17 protein-coding genes are annotated in these 17,313 nt (G+C 63.1%); 9 read left to right on the top strand and 8 right to left on the bottom strand.

Features of this window, described 5'->3' with window-relative positions; all coding sequences use genetic code 11:
* The 3 genes from VNS12_RS00445 to VNS12_RS00435 form a co-directional block, all read left to right on the top strand.
* On the top strand, positions 1–651 hold a 651-nt coding region (locus VNS12_RS00445), incomplete at its 5' end, for a glycine--tRNA ligase subunit beta (RefSeq protein WP_325485866.1).
* A 63-nt stretch (positions 652–714) separates the two neighbouring features.
* A complete protein-coding gene (locus tag VNS12_RS00440) occupies positions 715–1,695 on the top strand; it encodes a DUF808 domain-containing protein (protein WP_325485865.1) in 981 nt (326 codons plus the stop codon).
* 24 nt (positions 1,696–1,719) lie between these two features.
* On the top strand, positions 1,720–1,902 hold the full coding sequence (locus VNS12_RS00435; RefSeq protein ID WP_325485864.1) for a hypothetical protein: 183 nt from the start codon (positions 1,720–1,722) through the stop codon (positions 1,900–1,902).
* Between the two features lie 214 nt (positions 1,903–2,116).
* On the opposite strand, the gene rnhA is transcribed toward VNS12_RS00435, so the two are convergent.
* Together rnhA and ispH are read right to left on the bottom strand one after the other, a co-directional pair.
* Positions 2,117–2,566, bottom strand: a complete 450-nt coding sequence (gene rnhA / locus VNS12_RS00430; protein WP_325485863.1) for a ribonuclease HI — start codon at positions 2,564–2,566, stop codon at positions 2,117–2,119.
* Positions 2,563–3,537, bottom strand: coding sequence for a 4-hydroxy-3-methylbut-2-enyl diphosphate reductase (gene ispH, locus VNS12_RS00425; protein ID WP_325485862.1), 975 nt, complete (start codon positions 3,535–3,537; stop codon positions 2,563–2,565). Before ispH ends, rnhA begins: the two co-directional genes overlap by 4 nt.
* A gap of 130 nt (positions 3,538–3,667) precedes the next feature.
* Between ispH and VNS12_RS00420 the strand changes: the two genes are divergently transcribed.
* The gene (locus VNS12_RS00420) at positions 3,668–5,962 is read left to right on the top strand and encodes a putative PEP-binding protein (protein WP_325485861.1); all 2,295 of its coding nucleotides are present in this window, start codon (positions 3,668–3,670) and stop codon (positions 5,960–5,962) included.
* Positions 5,963–6,283: 321 nt separating this feature from the next.
* On the top strand, positions 6,284–7,258 hold the full coding sequence (locus VNS12_RS00415; RefSeq protein ID WP_325485860.1) for a cell wall hydrolase: 975 nt from the start codon (positions 6,284–6,286) through the stop codon (positions 7,256–7,258).
* Positions 7,259–7,289: 31 nt separating this feature from the next.
* Here the strand turns inward: VNS12_RS00415 and VNS12_RS00410 are convergent, their stop codons facing one another.
* From VNS12_RS00410 to ygfZ, 3 genes are all read right to left on the bottom strand, one after another.
* Positions 7,290–7,826 (bottom strand): hypothetical protein, encoded by a 537-nt coding sequence (locus VNS12_RS00410; protein WP_325485859.1) that lies wholly within the window; start codon positions 7,824–7,826, stop codon positions 7,290–7,292.
* 382 nt (positions 7,827–8,208) lie between these two features.
* Positions 8,209–8,811, bottom strand: coding sequence for an HD family hydrolase (locus VNS12_RS00405; protein WP_325485858.1), 603 nt, complete (start codon positions 8,809–8,811; stop codon positions 8,209–8,211).
* A 43-nt stretch (positions 8,812–8,854) separates the two neighbouring features.
* Positions 8,855–9,685, bottom strand: coding sequence for a CAF17-like 4Fe-4S cluster assembly/insertion protein YgfZ (gene ygfZ, locus VNS12_RS00400; RefSeq protein ID WP_325485857.1), 831 nt, complete (start codon positions 9,683–9,685; stop codon positions 8,855–8,857).
* A gap of 74 nt (positions 9,686–9,759) precedes the next feature.
* On the opposite strand from ygfZ, the gene VNS12_RS00395 reads away from it, so the two are divergent.
* Positions 9,760–11,097, top strand: a complete 1,338-nt coding sequence (locus VNS12_RS00395) for a dihydroorotase (protein WP_325485856.1) — start codon at positions 9,760–9,762, stop codon at positions 11,095–11,097.
* Positions 11,098–11,114: 17 nt separating this feature from the next.
* Here VNS12_RS00395 and VNS12_RS00390 read toward each other — a convergent pair whose 3' ends face one another.
* Genes VNS12_RS00390 through putA form a run of 3 tightly spaced genes read right to left on the bottom strand, consistent with a single transcriptional unit; the run spans position 11,115 to position 15,411 of the window.
* The gene (locus VNS12_RS00390; RefSeq protein WP_325485855.1) at positions 11,115–11,429 is read right to left on the bottom strand and encodes a type II toxin-antitoxin system RelE/ParE family toxin; all 315 of its coding nucleotides are present in this window, start codon (positions 11,427–11,429) and stop codon (positions 11,115–11,117) included.
* Positions 11,430–11,690, bottom strand: coding sequence for a ribbon-helix-helix domain-containing protein (locus VNS12_RS00385; RefSeq protein ID WP_325485854.1), 261 nt, complete (start codon positions 11,688–11,690; stop codon positions 11,430–11,432).
* Positions 11,691–11,745: 55 nt separating this feature from the next.
* Positions 11,746–15,411: a bifunctional proline dehydrogenase/L-glutamate gamma-semialdehyde dehydrogenase PutA gene (putA, locus tag VNS12_RS00380; RefSeq protein WP_325485853.1), complete on the bottom strand. Its 3,666-nt coding sequence runs from the start codon at positions 15,409–15,411 to the stop codon at positions 11,746–11,748.
* A gap of 133 nt (positions 15,412–15,544) precedes the next feature.
* On the opposite strand from putA, the gene VNS12_RS00375 reads away from it, so the two are divergent.
* The 3 genes from VNS12_RS00375 to VNS12_RS00365 all read left to right on the top strand — a co-directional run bounded on the left by VNS12_RS00375 (position 15,545) and on the right by VNS12_RS00365 (position 17,304).
* Positions 15,545–16,003 carry an Lrp/AsnC ligand binding domain-containing protein gene (locus VNS12_RS00375; protein ID WP_325485867.1) on the top strand — a complete coding sequence of 153 codons (459 nt, stop codon included), beginning with the start codon at positions 15,545–15,547 and terminating at the stop codon, positions 16,001–16,003.
* A gap of 233 nt (positions 16,004–16,236) precedes the next feature.
* Complete coding sequence (locus tag VNS12_RS00370; protein ID WP_325485852.1) at positions 16,237–16,656, top strand: type II toxin-antitoxin system HicB family antitoxin; 420 nt, start codon at positions 16,237–16,239, stop codon at positions 16,654–16,656.
* A gap of 78 nt (positions 16,657–16,734) precedes the next feature.
* The gene (locus tag VNS12_RS00365) at positions 16,735–17,304 is read left to right on the top strand and encodes a helix-turn-helix domain-containing protein (RefSeq protein ID WP_325485851.1); all 570 of its coding nucleotides are present in this window, start codon (positions 16,735–16,737) and stop codon (positions 17,302–17,304) included.
* The last annotated feature ends 9 nt before the right edge of the window (positions 17,305–17,313 follow it).

Below are 17,313 nucleotides of genomic sequence, written 5' to 3'. Positions count from 1 at the left end.
TTCTGGGCGATCGATGAAAAGCCCACGGGCAGCAAGGACCCGTTTGCGCTGCGCCGCGCGGCGCTGGGGGTGATCCGGCTGATCGCCGACAACAAGCTGCGGCTGAAGCTGGGTCAGTTCGTCTCCGACAAGGACCTGCTCTCGTTCTTTCATGACCGCTTGAAGGTGTCGCTGCGCGATTCCGGGGCGCGGCACGATCTGGTCGATGCAGTGATTGCAGAAGACAGCGACGACATCTTGCAGATTGTCGCCCGGGTCGGGGCGCTGTCATCGCTGCTCGACAGCGAGGACGGCAAGGCGCTGCTCGCCGGGTATAAGCGCGCCGCCAATATCCTCGCCGCCGAGGAGAAAAAGGACGGCAAGCGCTATGCCGGGGAGGTTGACGCCGACCAGCTTGGTGCGGAACAGGGGCAGGCGCTCGCCGCCGCCGTGGACGCCGCGCGCACAAAAGTGTCCGAGCGGTTGGCCGAGGATGATTACGCCGCCGCGATTGCCGTATTGGGTGGCCTGCGCGCACCGGTCGATGCGTTTTTCGAAGACGTGCTGGTCAATGATCCCGATCCGGCCATCCGCCTTAACCGGCTTGGCCTGCTGGCACGATTGCGCGACACTATGCATAGGGTCGCCGATTTCGGGAAGGTCGCCGGATGACACCCGGCGGGGAACTGGAAGCGGCGCCAGGGGTTTAAGAAGGCCACAACCGGGAGCCTTGCCATGAGCGTCGGTCTGCTCGCCCTTCTCGATGATGTCGCTGCCATCGCCAAGGTGGCGGCTGCGTCCCTCGACGATATTACCGGACAGGCGCTCAAGGCCGGGAGCAAGGCCGCGGGGGCGGTGATCGATGATGCCGCCGTCACCCCGCGCTATGTCGACGGCTTTTCCGCCGATCGCGAACTGCCCATCGTCGGCAAGATCGCGCTGGGTTCGATCCGGAACAAGCTGATTTTCCTGCTTCCGGCGGCGTTGCTGCTCAGTGCGTTCCTGCCAGCCGTTATCAATCCGCTGTTGATGATCGGCGGGGCGTATCTGTGTTACGAGGGCGCGGAAAAGCTCTACGCCATGCTGACACCGGGCAAGGCCCACGCGCTGGAGCAGGAAATCGAGCCCGCCGCGACCGATGCAGCCATGCTGGAAACAGAAAAGGTGGCGGGGGCGATCAAGACCGATTTCATCCTCTCGGCCGAAATCATGACCATCGCGCTTTCGACCATCTCCACCGGCAATATCATCACTCAGGCCCTGGTGCTGATCATCGTGGCCATTGCCATCACGGCGGTGGTGTATGGCGGCGTGGCGCTGATCGTGAAGGCCGACGATTTCGGGGTTTTCCTCGCGCGTAACGCCCATACCGGGGCCGCCCGTGGATTCGGGCGGTGGCTGGTCAAGATCATGCCGGGCTTCATGCAGACGCTGACGGTGGTGGGCACCGCCGCCATGCTGTGGGTGGGCGGTGGCATCATCGTCCACGGGCTGGCCGGGCTGGGGTTTGACCTGCCCGAACACATCATTGTGGCAATCGCCGATAGTGTGGCTGGCGTGCTGCCCGGGGGCTATGGCGCGATCCACTGGATCACCGAGGCGTTTTTCTATGGCGTTCTGGGGGTGGCTCTGGGCTTCCTCCTCATCCCCCTGGCCCACTATGCCATCATGCCGGTGCTGGGGATGTTCCGCAGGGAAAAGGCTGCCACTCATTGAGTGAGGCTGTGATACACTAGACCTATGAGCACCCAATCCAAAACTCGACCGATCCGCGTCGCACCAAAAGGGTGGACGCCAGAGCGTGCCGACAGGGTTCTTGCCGTGGAAGGGCTGCGGGTCAGCGGGCGGTCCAAGGCCGCCATGTCCGGCGATGACAGCATCGCTGCCAAACGCCGGAAGGTCATCGCGGCGATCAATACATAGGCGATGAGCTACGCCGCTGAGCAGGACCCTTCCTGCTATCCGGCGTTATCCGTCCTCATCAACCTTGCCGATCAGACTTTCCGTTCAATGACGCGGCGCTCGTCCCTGAATGCGTTCTGAGCGCCATGATCGCCAGTTTTTCGGGTCGATTGTCCGAGCTAGAAGCGCTTATCAGGACCATCATCGCTCCCCGGCGCTGACACTATTCCGTCGCCTAGCCTCTGCGGGTCTTGAACGGCTCCATGCCTTCGTTGGCGAGGCGGTCGGCGCGTTCGTTGAGGTCGTGGCCCGCGTGGCCCTTGACCCAGTGCCAGGTGATCTTGTGCCGCTTGGTGGCTTCGTCGAGCGCTTGCCAGAGCTCGACGTTTTTCACCGGCTTTTTGGCAGCGGTCTTCCAGCCGTTTTTCTTCCAGCCGTGCAGCCAGCCCTGAATGCCGTTCTTGACGTATTGGCTGTCGGTATAAAGCTCGACCGAACAGGAGCGCTTGAGCGCGTTGAGCGCTTCGATCGCGGCGGTCAGCTCCATCTGGTTGTTGGTGGTGAGCTGTGCGCCGCCCTTCAATTCCTTGACGTGGCCGCCATGTTCCAGCACCGCGCCCCAGCCGCCGGGGCCGGGATTGCCCGAACAGGCCCCGTCCGTATGGATAACGACAGAGTCGCTCACCGGCTGCCCGCTGCTTCAAGCTCACGCAGGATGCGGGGGATGTTGAAGGCGATGTTTTCTTCTGCGGTCACGGCGATCTCGACCTTGACGGCGAAGCGTTCGGCAAAGGCGTCGATCACCTCTTCAACCAGCGCCTCGGGGGCCGAAGCGCCCGCCGTGATGCCCAGCGATCCGATATTGGCAAACAGCGACCAGTCGATATCGTCGGCCCGCTGCACCAGAACCGAGATCGGGCAGCCCGCGCGCTCGCCCACTTCGACCAGCCGCATCGAGTTCGATGAATTGGGCGCGCCCACAACGATCATCGCATCCACCTGGGGCGCGACGACTTTCACCGCTTCCTGCCGGTTGGTGGTGGCGTAGCAGATGTCTTCTTTTTTCGGAATCGCGATGGAGGGGAAGCGGCTGCGCAGCACCAGAACGATGGCGCTGGTGTCATCGACCGATAGCGTCGTCTGGGTGACCAGCGCGAGGTTGTCGGGATCGCGCGGTTCGAACGCCTCTGCGTCCTCCACGGTTTCGATCAGCGTGATGCTGCCGGGCGGCAACTGCCCCATGGTCCCGATCACCTCGGGGTGCCCCTTGTGACCGATCAGGATGATATCATGGCCCTGTTCCGCGTGGCGCTGGGCTTCCACATGCACCTTGGTGACCAGCGGGCAGGTGGCATCGAGATGGAACATATTGCGGTGGCGGGCTTCCGCCGGAACCGATTTGGCGACGCCATGGGCCGAAAAGATCACCGGCGCCTCGGTACCTTCCGGGATTTCGTCGAGTTCCTCGACAAAGATCGCTCCCTTGGCGCGCAACCCGTCGACGACATATTTGTTATGGACGATCTCATGGCGGACATAGACCGGTGCGCCGTATTTTTTCAGCGCCAGATCGACGATCTGGATCGCGCGGTCGACACCAGCGCAAAATCCGCGCGGGGCGCACAAAAGGATATCAAGATTTGGCTTGTCGCTCATGGTCTTCACATGCGGGCTCGCCCTGCCCAAGTCAAGCCACCATCATGTGACCATTTGCACAAAATCCGCCCTGTTGCCCCAACCCCGGCGCGCAGGCAATATGACGTCGATTCAGTTGGGATTTCTTTTCTTGGTTGCGCTTTCCCACCAGATGTTTGCAATCGCCCCGGCACAGGGAAGGCCCTCCCTGAGCCGCGCGCAATTGCGCCTGCTCGCAGGCAAGGCCAATTGGCTCTATGCCGCGGCCAGCGCCGGGCTCGACGTGGTGCCGACCATCGCCATCACCCGCACCGCGTGGGAGGCGCTGCTGGCCGAACGCACATCCGGCGACGATGCCTTGCGCAAGGTCTGGGTCACCACCCTGTTCCGGCTTGTCCGCCCCGGTAGCAGGCCGCCCGAACTCGTCGTGCGCACCTCCGCGCCGCGCCATATCGCCGGACTGCAGACCGCCCGCACGGGCATCAGCGCCCCGGCCAATGAATTTGACGCTGTCGATCCCGAGCGGGCCCTGGGGCGCGCCATCGCTGCGGCTTTTGCAAGCTATAATTCCTCGATGTCCGAATGGATGAGTGAGGATGAGCAGGACGATTATGGCCGCCAGATCGTGATCGTGCAGGCGACAGCGGAAGGCCGCCTCCAGCGCTTTTACACCCGCAATACCGCCAGCGGCAGGCTCGGGCCCGTGGCCATGCCCGGTGATGTTCTGCCGCCCCTGCCGGCGGCCACCAAAAAGCTGATCGAGCTGATCGATGCGGCCTCGGGCCAGCACATGGCCTGCACCATTTCCATCGAGGGCGCTGTTGCGCGGTTCGTGTCGGCGCGTCCGGTACAGGTGAGCGCCGGTGCGCAGCTGGAAGCCGCCGTGCAGCGGGTCGATGCTGGGGTGTGGGCCCCGGCTGACGCGGTGCGGCGCTTCAATCCGGCGCAATTGCCCCAATTGCTGCACCCGCGCCTCACCGACGAGGACCGCAGGACCCCGATTGCAACGGGGCTGGGGGTGTCTCCCGGCGCGGCGAGCGGCGAGATCGTCTTTACCCCCGATGATGCAGCCCGTTGCCGGGCGCGGGGGCGGCACTGCATCCTCGTCGTCATGGAAACCGGCCCCGGCGATATCGAGGGCATGCAGGCTGCAACGGGGTTCGTCACGGCGCGCGGCGGCATGACCAGCCATGCGGCGGTGGTGGCGCGCATCACCGGCAAGCCGTGCGTTGCCGGGCTGCGGGCCTTGCAGATCGATATCGAGAACGGCGAATGCCGTATCGGGGATACGGTGATCACCGCCGGGCAGCGCATCACCATCGATGGCTCGGAAGGCACCCTCTATCTGGGCGCGCTGCCCCTGTCGCGGCCCCATATTGGCGGGGCCTTGTCGCGCCTGCTCGATTGGGCCGACGACACCCGTTCGGTGGCGGTGAGGACCAACGCCGAAACCGTGGACGCGGCGCGCACCGCCCTGAGCTTTGGCGCGGAAGGGATCGGACTGGCCCGCTCCGAACACATGTTCTTTTCCGGCGAACGCATGCGGGCGCTGCGCCGCCTGATCCTTTCGGAAAACGAACACGACCGGGCGACGGCGTTGGAAGGGCTGGTCGATTATCAGGCCGCCGACTATGCCGAACTGTTCCAGACCATGCAGAACAAGCCGGTGACCGTGCGGCTGTTCGACCCGCCCTTGCATGAATTCCTGCCGCGTAGCGATGATGATATCGAGGACACCGCCGCCGCGCTTGGCTTGTCCCTGCGTGCGCTGCGGGCGCGGCTGCGGCGGCTCGATGAGGTGAACCCGATGCTCGGGCATCGTGGGGTGCGGCTGGTCATCACCTACCCCGAAATTCTCGCGATGCAGGTGCGGGCGCTGATTGCCGGTGTCGAAACGGCGATGGACAATCAGGACCTGCCGGTCAATCTCGAAATCATGATCCCCTTCGTCACCTCGGCGCGGGAAGTGGCCTGGGTGCGGTCGCGCATCATGGACCTTGCGGGCAATGCCGAAGTGTTCCGTCGCGGGGCGACCCTGTCGATCGGCGCGATGATCGAATTGCCGCGCGCCTGCCTGCGGGCCGGGGATATTGCGCGGGAAGTGGACTTCATTTCGTTTGGCACCAACGACCTGACCCAGACCACTTATGGCATCTCGCGCGACGATGCCCCGGCCTTTCTCGCCACCTATCACCGGCGCGCGCTTTATGATGTGGACCCGTTCGTCACCATCGACCAGCGCGGGGTGGGCGAGTTGATCCGCACCGCCATCGAGCGGGGCAGGGCGGTCAAGCCCGATCTGAAAGTGGGGATTTGCGGCGAGCACGCCGGAGAGACCAATTCCCTGCGGTTTTTCTCCGGTCTCGATATCGATTATGTGAGCTGCTCGCCTTATCGGGTGCCCGTGGCCCGCATGGTCCTGGCCCAGTCCGAGGGCACAAATTAACCATACTGGCGCGGGCAAATTCCTCCGAACCGCCGCAATCTGAACTTTTCTGCGCCCCTTTGCCCGTGTTTACACCTTCCTAACCCTAATGACCGATCATCGAGATTGTCGGCATTTGACCGGGTCTGTGTTGCACAACTGCATCGCGCGCCCGATCAATCACCGGCACCGGAACGATGGCGTATTTTTCATCACGGGGTCCGGTGCGCAGGTTAGCGCCGGCGGGTCAGAGTTGTGGCGTAGAAAAGCGTTAGTATGGCGTACGGGACTTCCCCGGTACGGGCCCAAAGGGCGCGTGCCTCGCGCAGAGTTGTGAAGGCCATGGGGGCACTGGCGCTCAGCGCAGCAGCCTATGGTTTTGCGGTTCCGGGCACCGGCGGCTTTCATGCCGTTGACCTGGTGGCCGATCTTCCTTCAGCGCCTTCAGCCGCGCTCGATTATGCGGCTGGCCAGCCGGTGATCACCGGATCGGTCGCATCCTTGTTTGAAACCAGCATATTTTCCGGCCCCAACCGGTCGGGCAAGACAGACCGCGTGCGGCCCGAGGTCAATCTTGTGGCGTTCTCGCAGGCCTTTGATGCCGTGCGCCTGTCGATTGCGGATGCCCGCAAAGCTGGCGATCCTTATGTTTCGCAGCAATCGGACATTCAGGTCGCGGACGCCGACGAGGGTGCCGAGGAGCCGGGGCCGCGCATGTCTGTTGCGGCGATCAACACCGGGGTTGCGCGCTCGGACTCCCTGCGCGCGATCGACGCCTTCGCCGATGGCTTTGATGTCGCCAATATCGATCCCGACCTGCCGCGCCCGGCATCGGTGCCCGAGACCCTCGCCTATGGCAGGGCCAATACGCCGGCGACCGATTTCACGCCTAAGCACACCTGGTCCGAGCGCGAGCAATGGTGCCTGTCCACGGGGATTTATTTCGAGGCGCGCGGCGAAAGCTATCGCGGGCAGGTGGCTGTGGCGCAGGTGATCATGAACCGGGTCGAGCACGCCAATTACCCGGATACCATTTGCGGTGTCGTCTATCAGAACCAGCATAGGCGCAACGCCTGCCAGTTCTCGTTTGCCTGCGATGGCATCCCCGACCGCATCAACGAACCTGCGGCCTGGGCGCTGGCCCAGGAAATCACCCAGACAGTGCTCAACCAGGAAATCTATCTCACCGAAATCGCTGACGCGACCCACTACCATGCTACCTATGTCCGCCCCCATTGGGCGCGCAACATGGACAGGCTGGCCCAGGTGGGGCTGCACGTCTTCTACCGCTTCAAGGCCGGCTGGCAGTTCGGATAACCCGATTGCGGGGGCGTGGCAGGCCCGCGTCTCAATAGGTGCGGAAGCACGAAACGAACGATCCGCGCGTCATGCACGAGCGCACTCCGTGATCCGACACCGAATTGAACACCGTGCTGCTGCTGGCGGGGTCTTGCCCCAGTGAAAAGATCGAAAAGCCCGGTCCATCCGCGAACCGGCTGTGATGGCGGGGACGGTCTTCCGGCTCGGCGCGGCTGACCTCGATTCCGGGATACAGCACATGCGGCGACACGAGACCATCGCTCGAATAGGTGCCCGATGAGGTGGTGGCGATATTGACCTCGCTCACCCGCCCATACCCGACCTTGCGCACGCTCGTCGCGGAGATCGGCTCCAGCGACACCGAGGGCGAATAGGCGATCTGGTAGTCCCGGTCGTTGAACTTGACCAGCGTGGTCAGCGGCGGGGGTGCCGTGGACACGATGCCATCGGCGCGCACCGTGGTTGTCGCCGCCAGCCCTGCGATCAGCAACAGCAGGGCCGCCACGCCGATGCGATAGCGCATCGCGATGGATTTGCTGGGGTGATGCTGACGGTCAAAGCGCATGGACGACTCTCCGTAGAATGGCGTCTTAACGCTTTATCAACCTTTCCGAGTGGTTAACGCAAAGTCCTTCATGCAACAGGGTTAATAGATAAAATGAGATTAAAATTGTAACGATTACAGGCGACTAGGTCGGATGACGGAGTCTTCGCTCACCGCTGTGTATGCTCAAACTCAGCGCACCCCTCACCCCCGGCCCCTCTCCCTCAAGGGGCGAGGGGGGCTCGTTTGGCAGGCGTCGATGCCACACACGCAGCGTCATCCCGGGCGAAGACCCGGGATCCAGTATGCGCAGCGTTCGTGATGGAACCGATGCGCTGCCGGTTACTGGTTCCCGGCTCAAGGCCGGGATGACAGGGTGGGATGCGGCGGCGCTGCGATGGCCTTACGCGCTCAGGCTTTCGAAAGCGGCGACGAACAGGTCGTGGGCCTGTTGCGTGGGCCAGGGGCGGATGAGGCGGTCGAAGCCGGGCAGGTCAAATCCGGCCAGCGTGGGCTCGCCAAAATATTTCCGGGCCTCGTCGGCGGAAAAACCCGCGAGGTTGACCGCTTCGAAAAACGCTGCTTCCCGGTCGGCCCGCTTGATCAGGCGCTTGAGGGCGGCTGGCGCGATGGCGGGCAGGCCGAACCGGACGTGAATGGCGCCCAAAAGCCGAGCCTCCACGTCGCGGTAATTGCCACCCATGGCCGCCTTGAACGGGGAGATGATGTCGCCCATCACATATTCGGGGGCATCGTGCAGCAGCGTATAGAGGCGGCCCGCGTCGCTGATTTCGGGGTCGATGGCCGCGGCGATCTCCAGAACCAGCACCGAATGCTGGGCGACCGAAAAGGCATAATCACCGCCGGTCTGCCCGTTCCAGCGGGCCACGCGGGCCAGCCCATGGGCGATGTCGGAGAGTTCCACATCGAGGGGGGAGGGATCGAGCAGGTCGAGACGGCGGCCCGAAAGCATGCGCTGCCAGGCGCGGGATTTTGCGCGTGTCATAAAGCCCTCTGGGGAAACCGGTCTTGCTTCTCCAAAAAACGGTCTATTCGTCTTCGGAATCGGTGGCGGATTGCGCAAAACCGTACTGTGCCCAGCCGGGCAGGGCAAGCGACACCGGAGCGTCATTAACGGTGCCCGCTGCCGGATCGGTGATCCTGTCGATCCGTGCGATGGCGACGGCCCGCCCGTCGATCGGTTGCCCCAGCGTGCCGGCAGTGCGCGCGCCGACAACAAGGGAATCCCCCTGCTGTGCCGCGCCAAGGCCCGAGACGATCACCGGCCTGCGCCGTGCCGTGCCGCGGTGCTGCATGCGCGAGACGACCTCCTGGCCCACATAGCAGCCCTTCTTGAAATCGACGCCGCCCAGATGATCCATGCCCACATCGTGGGGGAAGACGTCATCCTCGGCATAATCGGGGCCCAGTTCGGCGATGCCTAAGCCGATGCGGGCGCGCGCCTGTCCGGTGCCGTCGGCCCAACCCTCTGCGTCGGCAATCGGCGCGATGACGCGATAGCCCAGCCCATCGGCGCGCCCATCCTGATGCACGATGCCATCAGCGGGGTCCACCGACCAGCCCACCGCGTGGGTTTCATCGAGCCTGTCGATATCGACCTTGGCGCGCAGACGATACATCCGCATGCGGCGGAAAAAGTTGTCGGCGACGGAATCATGCACGTCGAGCCAGTAGGCATTGTCGGCCCAGCCGATCAGCCCTTCGGCCAAAATCTTGCCTTGTGGCGTAAGCAGCGAAAACCACCGGGCCGGGGCGTTTTCGGCCGTGACCGGCGGGGTGAGGACATCGTGCAGGAGATGGGTGGCGTCCGGTCCCGAAATCCGGAAAGCGATCCGGTCTGCGCGTCGTTCGATTGTCATGGGGTGCCCTTGCCTGCTTCACCGGTCTTCCGCTACACCCGGCACCAGAATGAGACCGGGACTGGAGATATGCCATGAGTCGCCACTTCGATACGATTTTCCGGGGCGGTACTCTGGTCAATCATGATGGCATAGGTAGCGCCGATATCGGCGTCATCAAGGGGCGCATTGCCGCTATCGGCTCTTTGGCGACCGAAACCGCCGATATCGAGATCGATTGCACGGGGCTGACCATCCTGCCCGGCGTCATCGATACTCAGGTGCATTTCCGCGAGCCGGGGCTGGAGCAGAAAGAAGACCTGGAATCAGGATCGCTCTCGGCGGTGATGGGCGGGGTGACGGGCGTGTTCGAAATGCCCAACACCAATCCTCTGACCACCACGCGCGAAACGTTTGAAGACAAGATCGCCCGCGCGACCAACCGGATGCATTGTGACTTTGCCTTCTATATCGGCGGCACGCGCGAGAACGTCGCGCAGCTGCCCGAGTTTGAGCGGTTGCCGGGGTGTGCCGGGGTCAAGGTGTTCATGGGCTCGTCCACGGGCTCGCTGCTGGTTGCTGACGACGAGGGGGTCGAAGAGATCCTGTCGGTGATTTCGCGCCGCGCGGCCTTCCATTCGGAAGATGAGTTCCGGCTCGAAGAGCGCAAGGGATTGCGGGTGGAAGGCGATCCATCGTCCCATCCCCTCTGGCGCGACGAGCAAGCTGCGCTGCAATGCACCCAACGGCTGGTGCGAATTGCCCGCAAGACCGGCAAGCGCATCCACGTGCTGCATGTGTCGACGAGGGAAGAAATCGCGTTTCTTGCCGATCACAAGGATATCGCCTCGGTGGAGGTGACCCCGCACCACCTGACACTGGACGAAACGGCCTATACGCGGCTGGGCACCTATGCCCAGATGAATCCGCCGGTGCGCGACGCCGAACATCGCGAGGGCATCTGGCAGGGCGTGGCCAATGGCGTTGCCGATATCCTCGGCTCCGACCACGCGCCCCATACACGCGCCGAAAAGGACGTGCCCTATCCGGCATCGCCTTCGGGGATGACCGGCGTGCAGACGCTGGTGCCGATCATGCTCGACCACGTCAATGCAGGGCGGCTAAGCTTGCAGCGGTTTGTTGATATGACCAGCCACGGCCCGCAGCGCCTGTTCAATCTTGCGGGCAAGGGCAGGGTGGCGGTGGGCTATGATGCCGACCTCACCATTGTCGACATGAACCGCACCGAGACGATCAGAAATGAGGACGTCGCCAGCCGGGCAGGCTGGACGCCCTATGACGGCGTAGCGGTGAAGGGATGGCCCGTGGGCACCATCATCCGGGGCAATATGGTGATGTGGGAGGGCGACCTCGTCACCCCCGCACAGGGCCAGCCGATCCGGTTTGCAGAGACGCTGGAACGGGAAGAGTAGGGGCCGCCAGGGATCTTCTAAAGCCCGAACTCATCCTTGAACCGATCGATCTGGTGCATGCGCTCGTGCAGGATGGTGGCGATGCCGATATCGCCATTGTCGAGGCGCCGCCAATAGACGAAATGGCGTTCGTAGCGAAAGAAAAAGCCATTGATGCCGAATGCGGCCGGGACGGGGCGTGAGCTTACGCCACCGGTTTGAATCTTTTCGAATGCATCAAACAAACCGACGATATAGCGCTCGGCCTGGTCTTCGCCCCATCGCTCAAGCGTGAAGCGATAGATTTCATCGATGCGGAGCGCAGCCCGTTCCTGAATTCTGACCGTGGCCATTCATCGCACGGCCTTGTTGCGCGCGATCACAGCCGCCGCCGTCAGCGTCTGATAGGACGAATCCGGTGCGGAAAAGGCGAGCGTCAACTCCGCTTGCAGCCGCTCGAAGGCTTCGTTCTCTACGCGCTCCTTATCGCGGCGGATCAGATCGCGCACATATTCGCTGATGTTTTCGTATGCGCCATCTTCTCCGACATTGGAGGATACGAATTCGCTCAACGTGCCGCTCAGACGAACCGTCATGGTGGTGGTGCGAGACATGGGCTCTCCTTTGGATTGTCTTCAATATAACCAATCTTGAAGACGCCTCAAGGGGTCAAACCAGCGTCATCAGGCTTGCATTGCCGCCTGCGGCTGCGGTGTTGATGCTGGTGGACACTTCATCGACCAGCTGGTCGATGGCGAAGACGGCGGTGCCGTTTTGGAGGTCGTGTGCTGAAAGGCCCTGAACGGTGACAATCGGGCCGTCGCCATCCGCCATGGTCCGGCTGACCGCCGCGATGGTCGTCTCATCGCCTTCTACCATGACCGCTCGCACGGTGTTGGGGATCGGCCCGGAGAGCAGCGCTGTTGCCTCGCGGATGGTTTCGGGCAGATGGGGCCAGGCGGCGAGCGCCTCGCCGGAGAGGCTGACACTCATGCGATTTTGCGCGGCCAAACCCGCCGCCAGCCCGTGGCACAGCCCGATGAGCGAATTCGCGATCAGCAGCACGTCTCCCTTGGGTCGGGTTGTGTAGAGATTGCGTTCTCCCACCGGGCCGGAGAGTTCGACACTGGTAGCGATGGCCGGATGGTTGCCATAGGCAAGCACTTGAGCCGCCAAGGTCTCAGCGCCGGTGTGGCGCAGCCAATCGGCGAGAGTGTGCAATGTCTGGTCGGGCTCGCGTGGCGGCAGATCGGGCATGGTCTGGCTGGTGGTCGTCACCAGTCGTCGCAGATAGAGCGGTCCGCCTGCCTTGGGGCCTGTCCCGGACAGACCATGCCCGCCAAAGGGCTGCACCCCGACCACGGCCCCGATCTGGTTGCGGTTGATATAGATATTGCCCGCAAGGATCTGCGCGCTGACCTCGGCCATGGTGCTGTCGATGCGCGTATGGAGACCAAAGGTCAGCCCATAGCCCAGCGCGTTGATCCTGCCGATCAGCGGGCCCAAATCCTGGCGGCGGAACCGGATCACATGCAGCACCGGCCCGAACACTTCGGCTCCGAGTTCGGCAATATCATCCAGCTCGATCAGCGTCGGGGGAACGAAGGTGCCATGGGCGGCCTCCGGGGGCAGATCGATCTGGGCGATCGCATGGCCTTTGCCGCGCATCGCCTCGATATGGGCGAGGATGGTGTCGCGCGCTTCCGCCGTGATCACCGGTCCGATATCGATCGCCAGCCGGTCGGGATTGCCGATGGTGAGTTGCGCCATTGCGCCCTTGAGCATGGCGAGTGTGTGGTCCGCCACCTCATCTTGCAGACACAACAGCCGCAGTGCCGAACAACGCTGGCCTGCGCTGTCGAAAGCCGAAGAGACCACATCGAGCACCACTTGCTCGGTGAGTGCGGAGGAATCGACGATCATCGCATTCTGCCCGCCGGTCTCGGCAATCAGCGGCAGGGGCCTGCCGGTGGCGGAGAGCCGTCCGGCCAACTGGCGGGCGATCAGCCGCGCCACTTCGGTCGAGCCGGTGAACAGCACGCCGCACACGCCAGCGTTTGCCACCAATGCGGCCCCGATACGGCCATCGCCAACGACCAGCTGCAGCACATCCTCCGGCACCCCGGCCTCATGGAGAATATCCACCGCCATGGTCGCGATCAGCGGGGTTTCCTCGGCGGGCTTGGCAAGCACCGGGTTGCCGGCGACCAGTGCGGCGGCAACCTGACCGGTGAAAATGGCGAGCGGGAAGTTCCAGGGCGAAATGGCGACCACCGGCCCCAGCGGCACATGGGTGTGGTTATCAAAGCTGTCGCGCGCCTGCTGGGCGTAATAGCGCAGGAAATCCACTGCCTCGCGCACTTCCGCTACCGCATTGGCTGCCGTCTTTCCCGCTTCGCGCATGGCCATCGCCATCAGCGCCTCCATGCGGGCTTCCATCAGGTCGGCGGCACGATCGAGGCACGCGGCGCGTTCGTGGGGCGGTGTGCTCGCCCAGCCCGAAGCGGCGTTCTGCGCGCGCGCCATGAGATCGGTGAGCATGGTTTCTGTCGGCTCCGCGACCGAACCAATCCGGTCCCTGTGGTCTGCCGGATTGACGATCGTGCGGACGGAATTTCCCTCGGCCTCCCAACGTTGCGCCAGCGAGGCTGAAAGCCCGTGATGGAGCGCGCGTAACGCCTGTTCATTGGACAGATCGAGGCCGCGGGAATTGCGGCGCTTTGCGGCGAGGATGTCGCGGGGCAGTTTTATCTCGGGATGGGGCGCTCCGAGTGGCGCAATCTGTCGCGCCACCGCGACCGGGTCAGCGATCAACTGCGCGATGGGGGTCGTTTCATCGGCAATCTGGTTGACGAAACTCGAATTGGCGCCGTTTTCCAGCAGCCGGCGCACCAGATAGGCCAATAGCGTTTGATGGCTGCCGACAGGAGCGTAAATCCGGCACGGGCGATTGAGCGTGTGGCTGGGCACCACCTGTTCGTAAAGCGGCTCCCCCATGCCGTAGAGACACTGGAATTCATAGTCGCCCAGCGCAAAATCCGGCCCGGCCAGCGTATGGATGGTTGCCATGGTCTGGGCGTTATGGGTGGCAAATTGCGGGAACACCACGTCGCGCGCGGCCAGCAGCTGTTTCGCGGCAGCGATATAGCTGACATCGGTATGTACCTTGCGGGTGAACACCGAGAAATCATCGAGCCCATCGACCTGCGCTCGCTTGATCTCGGTATCCCAATAGGCCCCTTTGACCAGCCGTACCATCAGTCGATGCCCGGAGCGCCGCGCCAGGTCGATGATCCAGTCGATGACGGCTGCGCACCGCTTGGAGTAGGCCTGGACGACAAACCCGAGCCCGTCCCATCCGGCAAGGTCCGGATCGAGAGCCAGAGCTTCGAGCAGATCGAGGGACAGCTCCAGCCGGTCCATTTCCTCGGCATCGATATTGAGGCCGATATCGTAGCTTTTCGCCAGCGTTGCCAAACCCTTGAGCACGGGCAGCAATTGGCTCATCACCCGCCCATACTGGGCCCGGCTGTAGCGCGGATGCAGCGCCGACAGTTTGATGGAAATGCCGGGGCCGCGAAGGGGCCCCTTTTGTTGCGCCGCGGCCCCTATGGCATGGATCGCGGTGCGGTATTGCTCAAGATAGCGCTCTGCGTCCTCGGCGGTGGTCGCCGCTTCCCCCAGCATGTCAAAGGAATAGGAAAACCCTTTCGCCTCTCCGGAACGGGCGGTGCGCAAGGCGGTAGCGATCGTCTCGCCAGCGACGAAGTGCTCGCCCAGGAGCCGCATTGCCATGTTGACCCCGGCGCGGATCACCGATTCGCCCGAGCGGGCCACCAGCCGGGTCAGCGCACGGGACAGCCCTGTGTCGTCCACCGGAGACACCAGCTTTCCGGTGACCGCCAGCCCCCAGCTGGCCGCGTTGACGAACAGCGAGCGATCGAGCCCGAGATGGCGCTGCCAGTCGCCCGGCGCGATCTTGTCGGCAATCAGCAGGTCGCGGGTGGGCGTATCGGGCGTGCGCAACAGGGCTTCAGCAAGGCACATCAGCGCCACGCCTTCCTGGCTCGAAAGGGCATATTCGCGCATCAGCGCCTCGATGCCGATGCTGGTCCCTCGGGCGCGGATGGATTTGACCGCCGTTTCGGCTGTGGCCCGGATCGCAGCGGCTTGCTGCGGCGTGACGCTGGCCGCTTCGATGAGGGGCGGGATGCGTTGGGTTTCCGCGCTTCGGCAGGCGGCGGTGATCGCCTCGCGCAGCGGCGTGTCGGGAACAAGCGGTCGGTCGGAAAAGCGGGAGAACGGCTCCCGATAAGCATCAGGGGATCGAGACATGTCTGAACGGTTCCTCCCGGTCCAGAGTCAATCTGTCGATAGTCCGATGCTACGCCGGTTTGGCCGGTTATCCATTGTCTGTTTTGCCACTCAGTCGTAGAATAAACGGAAATATAGGGAGGGGCGCATGATTATGCGGATTGATCGGGTTGATCGTCGGATTCTCAACGAACTCCAGGCCGATGGCCGGATCACCAATGCAGAACTGGCCAGTCGGATCGGCCTCGCGCCGACGTCGATGAGCGATCGCCTGCGCCGACTGCAAAGCGCGGGCTATATCACCGGGTTCACCGCGCGCATCGATCCGCTGATGGTGGGGCTCGAACTGCTGGTGTTTGTCGAAATCTCCCTCGACAAGACCACCCCTGACGCCTTCGAAAAATTCTCCCGCGCCATCCGCCTCGCGCCCGAAGTGCTTGAATGCCATATGGTCGCGGGCGGGTTCGATTACATCGTCAAGGCGCGGGTGACCGACATGAGCCACTACCGCGCTTTCCTCGGCGACGTGCTGCTCAACCTGCCCGGCGTTTCCGAAACGCGAACCTATCCGGTGATGGAGGAGGTCAAGACTGACGGCCCCTTGCCGATTTAGGGGGGATTGCAATTCGCACATTTTTGTGCGAATAGATGTGTGGGGGAACGCATCTCATGAAACGTGATCAATTGGGATAGCGCTGGACGTGAACATGGCGCGCGGCAAGGGAGGCCATTGTGTGGTCCGGTGCGGTGGCCGTTTTTCCGTGGTCAAATCGGGAGAGATCAGCCCGGCGATGGAAAAGATCATCCGCAAACAGCTCGGTCTCTGAGCACAGAAGGAAAAAGCGCATGACGTGCTATTTCGCAACGTTCGAATCCAACGGCGGCGGCTTTGTCGTCACCTTCCCCGATGTGCCGGAAGCCATCACCGAAGGTGATGATCGAGACGAGGCCCGCGCCAACGCTCAGGATGCATTGGAGGTTGCCCTTTTGACTTATGTTCTCGATGGATTGGAATTCCCCAAGTCCGTGGCGACGGTGGGCGAGCCGATTTCGATTTCTGCCAGAGTGGCGGTCAAGATCGCGTTTATTGAGGCGTTCCGCGATTCGGGGATCACACGGGTCGACCTGGCGCAGCGGCTGGGAAAGGGCGAAAATGAAGTGCGCCGCATGCTCGATCCGTACCATCATACGAAACTGAGCAGTATGGAAAACGGCCTGCGTCTGCTCGGCAAGCAATTGGTGATTTCGGTGCAGGACGCTGCGTGATCGCAGGGGCGACGGATCATCCTTCCTGTGCACAAAGCAAATTCCAATTTGGCGGAAAACGCTTTAAAAGCATCGCTTATGAACGACGTAGCTCCACCCCAGATCGGTCCGGTCCTTCAGAAGGCGCGCAAGGCGCGGCATTTGACGCTTGAGCAATTGGCCAAGCTTTCGGGTGTGTCGCGCTCCATGCTCAGCCAGATCGAGCGCAGCGAAACCAATCCCACATTTGCGGTGGTGTGGAGCCTGACCCAGGCGCTGGGCCTGGAATTTTCCGATCTGGTCTCGGGCGACGCGGTGGCGCGCAAGACGGCGCAGATCGACGTTGTGCCTGCCGATCACGTGCCGCTGATTTCCTCGCCGGATGGCACCTGCCGTCTGCGGATCCTCTCGTCTCCCGCTCTTGCCGGCAAGACCGAATGGTATCTGGTTGAAATCGACCCCGGGGGCGCGCTGGTCAGCGCCGCGCATGCGCCGCGAACGCGCGAGCATTTCACGGCGATGAGCGACGGGTTCGCCATCACCAGCGGGGATGCCACGACGGTTCTCAATGCTGGCGAGGTCGCCCGCTACCCCGCCGACGCCCCCCATGTCATCGCCAATACCTCGGATGAAGTCGCCACCGGCTGGCTGGTGGTGCTCTACCACTAGGTTTCGGGC

The sequence above is a fragment of the Pelagibacterium sp. genome (genome assembly GCF_035555455.1).
GTDB lineage: Bacteria > Pseudomonadota > Alphaproteobacteria > Rhizobiales > Devosiaceae > Pelagibacterium.
This window is presented reverse-complemented; position numbering and strand designations above follow the sequence as displayed.